General features: G+C 38.8%; 14 protein-coding genes. 7 read left to right on the top strand and 7 right to left on the bottom strand.

The window, feature by feature from the left end:
* The 4 genes from E1140_RS06090 to yidD form a co-directional block, all read left to right on the top strand.
* Positions 1-417: DUF2306 domain-containing protein (locus E1140_RS06090; protein WP_221412645.1), on the top strand; the 417-nt coding region annotated here is incomplete at its 5' end.
* A 15-nt stretch (positions 418-432) separates the two neighbouring features.
* A complete protein-coding gene (locus E1140_RS06085; RefSeq protein WP_155180321.1) occupies positions 433-936 on the top strand; it encodes a hypothetical protein in 504 nt (167 codons plus the stop codon).
* Between the two features lie 95 nt (positions 937-1031).
* The gene (gene cysS / locus E1140_RS06080; RefSeq protein WP_155180317.1) at positions 1032-2531 is read left to right on the top strand and encodes a cysteine--tRNA ligase; all 1500 of its coding nucleotides are present in this window, start codon (positions 1032-1034) and stop codon (positions 2529-2531) included.
* A complete protein-coding gene (gene yidD / locus E1140_RS06075; RefSeq protein ID WP_155180314.1) occupies positions 2497-2757 on the top strand; it encodes a membrane protein insertion efficiency factor YidD in 261 nt (86 codons plus the stop codon). Before cysS ends, yidD begins: the two co-directional genes overlap by 35 nt.
* A 102-nt stretch (positions 2758-2859) precedes the next feature.
* Here yidD and E1140_RS06070 read toward each other — a convergent pair whose 3' ends face one another.
* Genes E1140_RS06070 through E1140_RS06055 form a run of 4 tightly spaced genes read right to left on the bottom strand, consistent with a single transcriptional unit; the run spans position 2860 to position 6491 of the window.
* The gene (locus E1140_RS06070; RefSeq protein WP_155180311.1) at positions 2860-3483 is read right to left on the bottom strand and encodes an NUDIX hydrolase; all 624 of its coding nucleotides are present in this window, start codon (positions 3481-3483) and stop codon (positions 2860-2862) included.
* Positions 3480-4493: a tetratricopeptide repeat protein gene (locus E1140_RS06065; RefSeq protein WP_155180308.1), complete on the bottom strand. Its 1014-nt coding sequence runs from the start codon at positions 4491-4493 to the stop codon at positions 3480-3482. The genes E1140_RS06070 and E1140_RS06065 overlap by 4 nt, the downstream gene beginning before the upstream one ends.
* A 36-nt stretch (positions 4494-4529) precedes the next feature.
* Positions 4530-5825 carry an ABC1 kinase family protein gene (locus E1140_RS06060; RefSeq protein WP_155180305.1) on the bottom strand — a complete coding sequence of 432 codons (1296 nt, stop codon included), beginning with the start codon at positions 5823-5825 and terminating at the stop codon, positions 4530-4532.
* Positions 5826-6491: a TetR/AcrR family transcriptional regulator gene (locus tag E1140_RS06055; RefSeq protein WP_155180302.1), complete on the bottom strand. Its 666-nt coding sequence runs from the start codon at positions 6489-6491 to the stop codon at positions 5826-5828.
* Between the two features lie 110 nt (positions 6492-6601).
* Here E1140_RS06055 and E1140_RS06050 point away from each other — a divergent pair, with 110 nt between their 5' ends.
* Entirely contained in the window at positions 6602-7294 is a 693-nt protein-coding gene (locus tag E1140_RS06050; protein WP_185153454.1) for an SIMPL domain-containing protein, read from the top strand.
* Positions 7295-7358: 64 nt separating this feature from the next.
* On the opposite strand, the gene E1140_RS06045 is transcribed toward E1140_RS06050, so the two are convergent.
* Positions 7359-7691, bottom strand: coding sequence for a cupin domain-containing protein (locus E1140_RS06045; protein ID WP_155180296.1), 333 nt, complete (start codon positions 7689-7691; stop codon positions 7359-7361).
* 93 nt (positions 7692-7784) lie between these two features.
* Here E1140_RS06045 and E1140_RS06040 point away from each other — a divergent pair, with 93 nt between their 5' ends.
* Positions 7785-8741 carry a lipid A deacylase LpxR family protein gene (locus tag E1140_RS06040; protein ID WP_155180293.1) on the top strand — a complete coding sequence of 319 codons (957 nt, stop codon included), beginning with the start codon at positions 7785-7787 and terminating at the stop codon, positions 8739-8741.
* On the opposite strand, the gene E1140_RS06035 is transcribed toward E1140_RS06040, so the two are convergent.
* Both E1140_RS06035 and E1140_RS06030 read right to left on the bottom strand, forming a co-directional pair.
* Positions 8738-11206 carry a TonB-dependent receptor gene (locus E1140_RS06035; RefSeq protein ID WP_155180290.1) on the bottom strand — a complete coding sequence of 823 codons (2469 nt, stop codon included), beginning with the start codon at positions 11204-11206 and terminating at the stop codon, positions 8738-8740. The genes E1140_RS06040 and E1140_RS06035 overlap by 4 nt on opposite strands.
* Before the next feature lie 202 nt (positions 11207-11408).
* Positions 11409-11921 (bottom strand): SixA phosphatase family protein, encoded by a 513-nt coding sequence (locus E1140_RS06030; protein ID WP_185153453.1) that lies wholly within the window; start codon positions 11919-11921, stop codon positions 11409-11411.
* A 115-nt stretch (positions 11922-12036) separates the two neighbouring features.
* Between E1140_RS06030 and E1140_RS06025 the strand changes: the two genes are divergently transcribed.
* On the top strand, positions 12037-12855 hold an 819-nt coding region (locus tag E1140_RS06025; protein WP_155180284.1), incomplete at its 3' end, for a tetratricopeptide repeat protein.

The raw sequence follows: 12855 nt of genomic DNA, 5'->3' as shown, positions 1-12855 counted from the left end.
ACTATTTTTGGTACTTACATTTTGGTGACCATGAAGGGCACTAAGGTTCACGCCTTTATGGGCTATGCTTACGTTGCCAGCATGCTCATTGTCAACATTACCGCCTTAATGATCTATCGTCTTTTTGGGTCATTTGGCATCTTCCACTATGCTGCTATTATGAGCCTTATCAATCTTAGCATTGGTATGTACGCTGTCATTAAAAAGCCTAATAAACGCTGGTTAATCACGCATTTATCCTGGATGTTCTGGTCAGTTTTTGGCCTGTATATGGCCTTTGTCTCAGAGGTGCTAACTAGAATTCCCTCCACCCCATTCTTCGCAATGTTGGGACTCGCAACAGCTATAGTTGCTGTGGTCGGAGGTATTATTTTTAGCTATTACCTCAGAGCCTGGAAACGAAAAATTATTTATTAACTAAATTTTACACTCATGAAAACTCTATCACATCTTATCACTTTATTCATGTTCTTAGGTTTTACCCTTAATATTTCGGCACAGTCTTCTGATCTGGAACATTTGAAACCTCTTGTTGGGAACTGGTCTGGCAGTGGCTGGACTCGTATGCCAGATGGCAAAATTGAAAAGTTTAATCAAACCGAAAAAATTGAGCTCAGACTCAAAGACAACATTCTGGTTATTAATGGCATTGGCAGAAGTGCTGAAACAGGCGAAGTTAGTTTTGAGGCTATTGGCATTGTTTACAAAGAGCCTTCGGGCGCGTATAAAATGAATGCACATACCCAGGAAGGGGGTCACACTATAGCCAATTTCACTATTGAACCTAACAAGTTTTCGTGGTGGTTTGATGTACCTTCTGGCACCATTAAATATGATGCTGAGTTTACTGATAACACTTGGGTAGAGAAGGGAAACTTTTCTCCTGATGGTCAGCAATGGTATCCATTTTTCGAAATGACACTGAAAAAGGACTAGTTGCCTAATTTACTTGGCGTAATAGGCAGAATATTGATAATTGATGTTAATTTTGGGGTCATTACAGACTTTAGAATTAGCATTAATTTTCATCTATGTCAATAAAGGACAAATTCCCAATCACGCTTTACAATACATTATCAAAACAAAAAGAACAGTTTGAGCCCATCAATGAAAAACATGTGGGAATGTATGTTTGTGGACCTACAGTTTACAGCGATGTGCACTTAGGGAATGTCCGTACTTTCATGAGTTTCGATGTGATCTATCGCTACCTCATGTATTTGGGCTACAAGGTGCGCTATGTGCGTAATATCACCGATGTAGGGCATTTGGAAAATGATGCTGACGAAGGGGAAGATAAGATTGCTAAAAAGGCAAGGTTGGAACAGCTAGAGCCTATGGAAATAGTGCAGCACTATACCAATGGCTTCCACGATGTATTGAAGCAATTTAACCTGCTGCCTCCCAGCATTGAGCCTTCCGCTACTGGTCATATCATGGAGCAGATAGAGATGGTGCAGGCCTTGTTAGAAAAAGGTCTTGCTTATGAGGTGAATGGCTCTGTTTACTTTGACGTCAGCAAATATGACAAGTCTTACAACTATGGCAAGCTGTCTGGCCGGAAGATTGAAGAGCTGATGGAAAGTGGCCGAATGCTCGATAGTCAGGACGAAAAACGTAATAAAATAGATTTTGCCATCTGGAAGAAGGCCTCTCCTGCGCACATCATGCGTTGGAATTCACCCTGGGGTGAAGGTTTCCCGGGCTGGCATTTGGAGTGTACTGTAATGAGTACCAAATATTTGGGTGAGACTTTTGACATCCACGGTGGTGGCATGGATTTGGTATTCCCGCACCATGAGTGTGAGATAGCCCAGTCTGTAGGTACTACAGGCAAAGAGCCTGTTAAATACTGGCTGCACAGCAACATGCTTACAGTTAACGGTCAGAAGATGAGTAAGTCATTAGGTAACTCCTTTTTACCGCATGAGCTATTTGCAGGTACACACAAATTACTCGACCGTGGTTATGGCCCTATGGTGGTGCGATTCTTTATGTTGCAGTCACACTATTCAAGTACGTTGGATTTCTCTAATGATGCATTGACAGCTGCTGAGAAAGGTTACAAGCGACTGATGGAAGGCTATAAAATAGCCAACGGACTTGAGTTTGTTGAAGGAACCGTTGATACGGAATTAGAAACGAATGTAAAAGCTACTATTGATAGTCTGTTTGAGAATATGAGTCAGGACTTTAATACGGCTAAGGCTTTAGCTGTGTTGTTTGAAATGACCACCACCATGAATAACTTCAAAGCTGGCAATATCAAAACAGGTCTATTGTCTAAAGAAACCTTTGATACCTTTATTAAGCACTACACCGGTTTTATTACCGAGGTACTGGGACTGAAAGAAGAAAAAGGCGAGGACAACCAATTGGTTGATGGTGTGATGGACTTATTGATAAAGCTAAGAAACGATGCCAAAGCTGCCAAAAATTATACTGTAACTGATAAGATCAGGGATGATTTAAAGACTTTGGGTGTTTCACTAAAAGATGGCAAAGAAGGAACCGAATACTCTATCGATTAAAGGCGTAATATCTGCAATACTGATATTTCCGATTAGGATTTATCAGTTGACCATTAGCCCGCTATTAGGCTCTAACTGCCGCCATACCCCTACCTGTTCGCGCTATGCCATTGAAGCCATTAAAGTCTGGGGACCAGTAAAAGGTTTATGGTTGGGACTAAAAAGGATTAGTAAATGCCATCCATGGGGTACGCATGGCTATGATCCCGTACCAGAGAAGGAGTAATAAGGTTATTCAAAACCAGTTTACATCATATACTGGTAGAGAATTAATTAAAGTTCATTCAGCTATAATGATCAAAACATCGTGATCAAAGCACTTTATCAATTATGAAATAATAATCGACTTCAACTCACTGAGCATCATGGCGGTGGCGCCCCAGACAATGCGGCCATCCACATCAAAATAAGGAGTCTTTAATTTAAAACCATTGCTAAACTCTATCACCGTATGCTTCACAGTAGATTCTTCAATCAAATGATTCAGGGGCATTTCTATCAGCTCTTTTACTTCATAAGGATCAATTTCAAACTGTGGTATCTTTTCAGAAAAACTCACCACCGGTGTCACTTTAAAATTGCTGGGTGGAATAAACAAATCAGATAACTGACCAATGACATTTACCTCCTCATAGGTTACTCCTATTTCCTCATTCGCTTCTCGCTTAGCCGTAAATATCAAATCAGAATCGGACTTCTCCCACTTGCCTCCCGGAAAGCTTATCTGTCCGCTGTGTGTGCCGCCATAGTCATGCCGCTGGGTCAAAGGGATATACACCTCACCATTCTTTTCATAAAACAAGATGAGCACACTGCTCAACCTTGCCTTGGCCATTTTGGCTTCATCAAACCGCGACTGTTCTGCACCTTTGGGCATCATCAGCAGGTGCGCTTCCCTTCCCGGAAGTGGCTGCTTTAGTTTATCAGAAAGCCTTTCAATTAGTTCATTCATGAAGCGCAACTCAGCGAAGTATTCACCCGCTCTTTTCTCTCGATCGCTAATTTATAGTTTTTACACGCTTTTTTAAGGTCATTGGTACTTTCATATACCTGCCCAAGGAAATTATACACCTGATCTACAAAAGGATCCATCTTAGCAGCACGCTCTAATAAGGTTATTGCATCTTCAATTTTACCAGTCTTAAAATAGTAAAGGCCTTTGTTTCTATACACCCACGCATTGTCACCATCTATGGTCATGCTTCTATTTATATCTTCCTTAGCTGCTGCTAAGTTTTCCTGCAAAAGATAAATGTACCCTCTGTTATTAAGGAAATAAGGCTGTCCGGGTTCCAAATCCAGTGCCTGATTGACCAGCTTCAGCGATTCATCATAATTGTTCTTTTCAATCTCAATCAACGCCATAGCATTATAAGCATTAGGCTCCAGTGCATCAATCTTCAATGCCTCTTTAAGATCAGCCTCTGCCCCATCCAAATCTCTCAAATAATATTTAACAGTGCCTCTGTTAATGATGGTCTCGGCATTTCCCGGTTGTTTTTCTAAGGCTGAATTAAATGACACAATCGCATCATCAAAGTTTCGCATCTTGGTTTGCACCAGCCCCTTTCTGAAATACACATCGGCACTATCAGGCAGATTCTTCTGCACGTACTCTATATCATCCAGCGCACGGTAGAGCTCATTGAGTTCATAAAAAGCATTGGCCCTGTTCAGGATAGCATCATAATATGCCGGCTCACATTCTATGGCCTTATCATAGGCCATCACCGCCTGGCCGTATTGCTTTTGCCTGTAATAAACAATGCCCAGGTTATTATGTGCTGGTGCATAGCACGGATCCAGATTAATGGCCTCTGTATAAAAACGCACGGCCTCACGGAAATTTTGCTGCTTGCTGGCTTCATTACCTCTGATAAGGAAACGCTGCTTTTGTGTTTCGGTATTAGTACCACACGAGAAAGCAAAAAGTAGTAGAAATATGGCTATCAAGTTTCGCATACTCAAAGCTACTTTAGTTGGCCGAAATAAACTTAGTCAATGGCTGGTAATAACCTTCGCCTTGAGCTCATTGAGCAAATTATACAAACCAAAGTAAGTTCGGTTGATATACAACCCGTGTCTGTTACCCCTTGCAGTTTTAGAATTGCGAATCTCTTTCATTTTGGAGACCCTGTCACCTACCTCAAAAATCTGTTTGAAATAGGTATCATCACCAAAATCAAAGGTTTTTGATCTAAATGGCCTGCCCAGCAACTCTATCATTTCAGTAAAAATATCGAGATAGAAGGCTTTCTCCTTTTCAGTATCCTTATCACTTAAAAAGCCCAACTCAAAAAAGAGGTCTTTCAAATTATAATCAGGGTTGAGCACATCATCTTTCATCAGCTTGAAGTACTGCTCATAAAAGTCCTCTGGAATCTCCTTCACGCAGCCAAAGTCAATAATCCCAAGTTTGCCGCTATCAGTAATCATGAAATTTCCGGGATGCGGATCAGCATGAACTTGCTTCAATGTGTGAATTTGAAAGTCATAAAAATCCCATAATCGCTGACCAATTTCATTCTTCTGCTCCTGGCTCGGATTAGTGGCCAACCATTCTTTAATATGCAGACCGTTGATCCAGTCCATTACTAAAATCCTGTCGGAGGATAGCTCAGGATAGTAAGTTGGGAATTCTATTCCTTCCAAATGACCGCACAGTCCGGTGATTTCCATCGATCTCTTTAATTCAAGAGAATAATCTGTTTCTTCTATGAGTTTAGACTCTACCTCACCAATATATTGCTCCAGCTCTGCTGTGCTTATTTTGAACATTCTGGCTGCAATAGGTCTAACTATCTTAAGGTCAGATGAGATACTATCTGCCACACCTGGATATTGAATTTTTACCGCAAGCGTTTTACCATCACGGGTAGCCTTATGGACCTGCCCTATTGATGCTGCGTTTACGGCCTCTTTGGTAAAAGTATCAAACAAATCTTCCGGACTTTTGCCTAAATACTTGCGGAACGTTTGTACTACCAGAGGATATGACAATGGGGGGGCGCTGTATTGCGACATAGCAAACTTGTCCTGATAGGCTGTTGGAAGCACATTTTTATCCATACTCAGCATCTGAGCAACTTTTAATGCGCTTCCCTTCAACTCGCTCAAAGAGTCATAGATATCTTCTGCATTGTCGTTATCAAGCTGATCTCTTGACAATTCAGCGTCAAACATCTTCTTGCTGTAATGCTTTATATAGTTACCACCTACTTTGGCACCTGTCTTTAAAAATCTTGTTGCACGCTGTACCTTCGAGGTAGGAATGCTCGTCTGTTCACCTTTCATCTATTTGTTCTGATAAAGAAATTTTCCAAAGTCAAATAAAAGGTCCAACGGGCCTCTTCCCATTAATTCAAAAGAGAGGTTCGCTGATTTTTCAATGGCCGCATCAGTGCGCTCAAAGCCTTTGCTTGTGTCTCTCAACCAAAATGAAATTATGAACAATATCTGAAGCCAAAGGCCGTCATGATACCTTTCGGATAGAATCGGTCTTTTTATAATTTCTTCGCTTCCTATTCCCTCTTCAATCACTTCCATAGAGAAATTATCAAATGCCTTTTTGAAATCTTTTAGCCAGGCAGGAACCAGCTCTGGTTTATCAGGTCTTTTAAAAGTGAGTTTTACATAACTTCTGTCCTTTCTCAAGACCTCAACCAACGTAAATAAAAACGCAAGCATTTTTTCTCGTGCTCCATACCCGTCATAAGCTTTGTCGGTTTTTATGGCCTTAATGGTTCGCTCAGCAAAGGACTTCCACAATTCGGCATCAATGGCCTCAAACGAAGAGAAATATTTATAAAATTCTTCCTCCTCCTCATTCAGTTGCTCCATAAAAACAAATACCGATGCAGGCTGGCTTCCTTCTGTCAGGAGGTGTTTTTTATAGGCTTTCATTATTGCAGCGGCAGATAATGATCTCTTTGTTGTCTTTTTCTTTGCAGCTTTTTCCATGACTTTTTAACAATCGGGCAAGCCTTTAGTTTAGCACAGGTAAATTTATTTTAAGTTTGGGTATGGAATTTGATTTATCCCTGCATCATATAGAAAAACGAAAAAACATTATGAAAAAGTTATTGATAATTACTGCGGCAGTTTTGATGTCATTCAGCGCAATGGCACAATCAAGCAATAGTTCTAAAACAAAGCAAATAGAGGTGAATGGAAAAGCTGAAATGGAAATAGTACCTGATGAGATCTCTATCAAAATCACTTTGAAAGAGTATAAGAATGGATCAAAAACTGTAAGCATGAACACCCTTGAAGGTGGACTAGTTAAAGCTGTTAATCAGCTGGGGCTTTCTAAAGAAAGCTTAACCGTGGACAATATCTATGGGTACAACTGGGACTGGAAGAAGAAGAAAGCAGATGACTACCTATCAACCAAAAGCTTTTTATTAAAAGTGAAAGATGTAAAAATGATTAATGACCTGGTCGATAAGTTAGATGCCGAAGGTGTAAATGGAATGAATATCGCTGAAGTAACACATTCAAAAATTGAAGAGTACAAGATGCAGTTGAAAATCCAAGCATTAAAATCGGCAAAAGAAAAAGCTACCGCCCTACTTGCTTCTATTGATGAAGAAATAGGTGGAGCCATTGAGGTGCAAGATGTTGATTTTGGACACACTCCAGTTTACCGTTCCAACGCTATGATGATGGATGCAAAGATGGAAAGTAGCAGCTACCAAAGCAATCTTGAGTTTAAGAACATCACTATCAACGCTCAGATAAGAGCTGTATTTGAGATAAAATAAAACTTAAAAGTTATTTAGAAAGTAGCACGTCACTTCTTGGTTGAGGTGACGTGTTTTTTGTTTTCTACTCATCCAGTTTCTTATAATCCTCCCTTACCGGCTGGAAAACATCAATAATCCTGCAGTCTGTTAAAGCAACAGCCGAATGCTTGGCATTAGAAGGAATAACCGCTACCATCCCGCTTTTGAGAATAGTGGTTTTTCCCTCCACTGTTATTTCCAGTTCACCATCTATGATATTGGTAACCTGTTGGTTTATATGAAAATGTTCTGGTAAAACACCTCCCTGTTTTGCATCTACATAAGCAACAGTCAGTTCATCGGTGTGAACAAATCGGGCGTTAAATCCTTTAACCAGTTCATGAGAAGGTAAATCTTTATTATCTACAAATGGCATATGAAAGCAACTGTTTAAAATGATTAATACTGTATCTGAACGAATTTAATCAATTGAAAAATCTTATTGCTACAGAATTTGCGTATTTATAAAATGAAAAACAGCCTTTTGATTTTATTACTTCTGTTTAGCCTTTGTCAGGCAAAAGCTCAAAAAATTAACCATACCTCTGCCTTTAAGGATTTTGACGGAGATCGATATTTCAGATTTAGCTATGACAACGACTATTTCTCTTCCTCAGACGAGAACTACACACAAGGATATAATATTGAATTTGTTGCTCCTGTATTTGCCAAAAATCCTATCAACTATTTATTATTTAAAAATGAAGGTTGGGCCAATAAATATGGGCTGTCTATTGAGCATATTGGGTACACTCCAAACAAAATAGGACGCCCAGAAATACAATATGGAGATAGGCCTTTTGCTTCCGCTATTATGCTTAAGAGTTTTGTCATAAGCACAGATACATCCAGCAGGTCAAGAATTAGTACAAGCTTAAGTCTTGGAGCCATTGGGCCGTTGGCTTTTGGCAAAGAGATGCAGACCGCTATTCACATGGCAATTGATGGTACAATTCCTCAAGGCTGGAGGCATCAGATAAACAATGACCTTGTTATAAATTATCAACTGAGTCATGAAAAGCAAGTTCTTATGATTGATAACCTATTCGAATTACAAACTTACGCTTCAGCCAATATAGGTACACTTTTTACCAATGCATCAGCTGGAATTACCACACTACTAGGTCAGTTCAATTCAATATTAAATGGTAATAGCAAGTCCAAAAAGTTTGATTGTTATCTCTATTCACAACCTGTTATTAGCTTTATTGGCTATGATGCTACACTTCAAGGTGGTGTGTTCAATGACGGTCCTTATACAATAGAAGGTGACGCTGTTAAAAGAGTAACCTTCCAGTATAATTTTGGATTAGTCATTAAATCAGAAAAGCTGTATATGGAATATAGCAGAACCTACATTACTCCAGAGTTTAAGAATGGCCCCACCGCTGGATGGGGAGGCATAAGAATTGGCGTTAAGTTCTAAAATTCTTCTCCTCCACCATCATAATCACCATCCCTATCTCTACCTCCTCTTTCTTTCTTCTGGTTGATGCGATAAGTAAAAGATAGTCTGGCCTGTCTTGATCTCCACTGAAACTCTCTTGATTCTACAAGCGTCTCCGTTACTAAATCACCGCGATATTTTCTGGTATTGAACAAGTCTCTAACACTCAAATTCAACGTTCCTTTACCCTTAAAGACATCAAGATTAGCACCTAGATCAACAGAGTACATACTCTTTCTTGTACCTTGAACAGTGTTTTGAGGGGCTCTATAGTTTCCACTCACCTGAATATTCATTTTACCGACTTTAGCTCTTGTATTTAATCTGAAATTGGCTGTAACAGCATCACGCTCTAACTTTTGCCCTTCAAATGACCCTTCAGTTATCGCTCTGTAAAAGTTAGCATTACCATTAATATTAAACTTATCCGTAGGATCAATACTAAAATTACCTTCAATACCAAAAGCATCTTCAACACCAATATTATATGGAGTGGTGATGGTACTCGGCTGGCCAGCGAACTCTCCAGGAACACTAATTCTATCAATGACTCCAGTAGTATAGCGGTAATAACCACCCACATAGATAGAGGCTTTCTTCAGATTGTTTAATATCCCCAACTCGTAAGAGTCTGTATATTCTGGGTCAAGGTTGGTATTACCGGTTCTTATATTTCTTGGATCACTAAAGGATGAGAATGGGTTCAAATACCAAAATCTCGGTCTGGAAAGCCTTCTACTATAACTCGCCTGTATTGTTCTTATTTTACTCAGGTTGTATGAAAGGAAAGCACTTGGAAAAGCATTTAAGTAGTCTTTTTCATTTGTCAGGTTGCCTTCACGTTGAAAGGTAGTAATATAAGTCTGCTCTAGTCTTAAACCCAGCTGATAGCCCCATTTGGTCATCTTATTTTCGAAAATGGCATAACCGGCATGTACATCCTCATCATAGACAAATTCATTGCTAAAACTCAAATCCTGAAATATCTCTTCGATAGGAACAAACTCTCCCTGATCATTAATTTCCAACACTCTGTAGTCACTTGAAATTTCTCTAAGTGTCCCTCTATATCCGGCCTCAAACTTTTTTCCCTCACTTATTGGGTATACATAATCAACCTGCGCCAATAAATTCTTGTCACCCTGAACATTAATAGATCGTTGATATTCACTTAGTGATTCTCCCAGATTCAAATCAGCCTGTCCAATGATCGAAGCTTCAGTTTCATCATTATCTCTATACTGAAGCTGTGTTGTGAGTTCATGTCCCTCACCTTTGAAATTTCTAGTGTAATTCAGTTGATATTCATAATTATCATCATCTTCCTTTTCGAAATCCTGACGGAGGGTATTTCCAATAATATCGAAGTTTATGTCCCTGTCTATATACTGAAGATCGGTAGTGTTTTCTTCATCAGAAACTCTCACCATGGCAGAAGCAGTAATTATATTGTTATCATTTAAATAAATGTCTGTTCCAAATCTAAAATTGTGCGATATCCCTGACCTCACCCTATCATTATCTATATAAGTAAAAGTAGTTGTATCGTTAAATACAGACTTCCTATCTGTATAACCGCCACCAGGGTTTTCTCTATAATTGATACCATAGCTACCAAACAAGTTAAATGCTCCTGATCTGTAATTAGCATTGCCTGAAAAACCATAGTTAGCTGGCCAGCCCAAATTGGTGGTAAAGGCTCCGTTAAAACCTTTTTGTCTTTCCTTTTTCAGAATAATATTGATTATACCCGCAGATCCTTCAGCATCATATCTTGCAGATGGGTTGGTAATAACTTCAATTCTTTCTACAAGATCACCTTGCAACTGACGTAACCCATCCTGATTGTTGATTCCTACCAGTCCAGAAGGTTTACCATTCACTAAAATTCTTACATTTTGGCTACCTCTAAGACTCACATTACCTTCTACATCCACCGCTACTGACGGCAATTGCTCCAAAATATCTGCAGTGTTAGCACCTATATTATTGAGATTCTCCCCTACATTAAAGACTCTTTTATCCAACTCCAACTGCATTTGATCTTTAGCACCAGTCACTACCACTTCCTGAAGGGTTTCAGTATCAGGACTTAACGTAACCTTACCAATATCTACTTTTCTATTTTCTCTATTTAGGTTAACCGTTTTAAACACGTCTCCATAAGAGATGAATTGCAATTTCAATATGTATTTACCCGGTTTAGGCTTAAGACTAAATATACCAGTTGCATCAGTAATAGTTCCATCTACTAACGCACTATCAGCGGCATTTAACAAACTTATGGTGGCAAACTCAAGTGGTTGCTGGGTTGACTCATCAATGAGTTGTCCTTTTATTTCAAAAGGCGATTCACCTCCGCCAGAACGCCCCCCAGAACGCTGAGCAAAAATTGGAGATACTGTAATTAATAAAAAAATGACTGAAAGTAACTTTCTATACATAGTAACTATTTAACTGATTAACCCTGCTTTTGTTTACAGGCTCTTTCAGGTTTATGTTTAAACAATGAATACAAAGGTTGGATGCTTTTAAGAAATTAAACTTGCGGCCAGTTAACTATTAATTAAAAGATTTTGTGAAAGGCATAAAAAAAGGGACAGTCGGTCCCTTAATAATTTATTTATCAATGATAGTTTAGCTCTGTTACATATCACTATCCGCTCCATATTCCAGAACAGTGACTTTGGCATTTCCTAATTCAGAGAAAGTAACAATGTATAAATTATCATAATCGGATTCATCAAGTGATTTAAACTTATCCTCTTTAATTATTTGGTTGATCATTGCTGGTGTAGTATTCGAATGTCCAGAAAAAACTAATGTTTTCCCTTTGGAATTAGCGATCAAGTCAACAACCTCCTGCATCTTAAAAGGGTTATAGTCCTCGATTTTCAGTTCTTTTGCTTCTGCCAATGGCGCTACAGTTTGCCTGGTTCTTTTAAATGGAGTAGAGTATATTCCATCTATCGATTGATCATTTAGCACCCGAACCAATTCCTTAGCTCTTTCAATTCCCGCTTCGGTCAAATCAGGATCTCCACCCTCATCCACACCTTTTTCAGCATGTCTCACAAGTATAACGGTGGTCAATTCTGACTGTGCGAAGGCACCAGTGCTAAATAAAAGCAGCGCAAAAGATATTATTAACTTATTCATTAGTTTCATGTTTATATTCAAATATACAATTTCCTGACATCCATTATAATCTATATTTCTAAGTTCATTACCTTTCAATTATAATGCTAACTTTGATATACCAACTAAAAAATCTATGAAAAAAGGTCTTCTTATTTTGTTAATGGTCTTTTTGGCTTTAAAATCTGACGCATTTCAAAATTTAGACAGCTTAGAGAATGCATTAAAAACAGCTGAGGGAAAAAACCGAGTTGACGTTCTTAATAAGCTTTACATTGTTTACAACCGCTTGAACCCAACCAAAGCACTGGAGCAGTCAATACTTGCCCTAGAGCTTGCTAATGAAATATCTTATCCTAACGGTAGAGCAGCAGCATTAAATAACATTGGGGTTATTTATAAAAACCAGGGTGTTTATGATGAAGCGCTTGAGTACTACATAGAATCACTGAGAATAAGTACAGAAATTAATGACAAGAAAGCCCAAGCCTCTACTTTGAATAATATAGGTACTGTATATTCATTAAAAAAGGTATTTGACAAAGCACTAATCTATTTTATTGAGTCTTACGATCTTTTTAAATCTATTGGAGCTAATGGTAGCCTTATTGATGCTATAAATAATATAGGGAATGCTTATATGGAGATGGGGCGTGAAGATCTTGCCTTAGATTACTATTCTGAAGCCATGGCTTTGTCTTCTAAAAAAGATGTTCAAATAGATGGAACATCTAATTCTCTCAATAATGTGGGTAATGTTTACTTCTACCGAGGAGATTATGCAAATGCACTAATATATTATCAAAGAGCACTGGCAATGGAAGAGTCTAGCGGCAACGTCTTAGGTGAAGCTTATTCAAAATCAAATCTTGGGGCTACTTATATTGAAACCAAAGACTATAAAAAGGCGCAGATAAATTTGGACTCAGCTTTAACTGTGGCATCCGATATGGGC

This window comes from Fulvivirga lutimaris, assembly GCF_009711525.1.
In the GTDB taxonomy this organism is placed as follows: domain Bacteria; phylum Bacteroidota; class Bacteroidia; order Cytophagales; family Cyclobacteriaceae; genus Fulvivirga; species Fulvivirga lutimaris.
The sequence above is the reverse complement of the archived record's forward strand: the minus strand, read 5'-3'. Positions and strand labels throughout refer to the sequence as shown.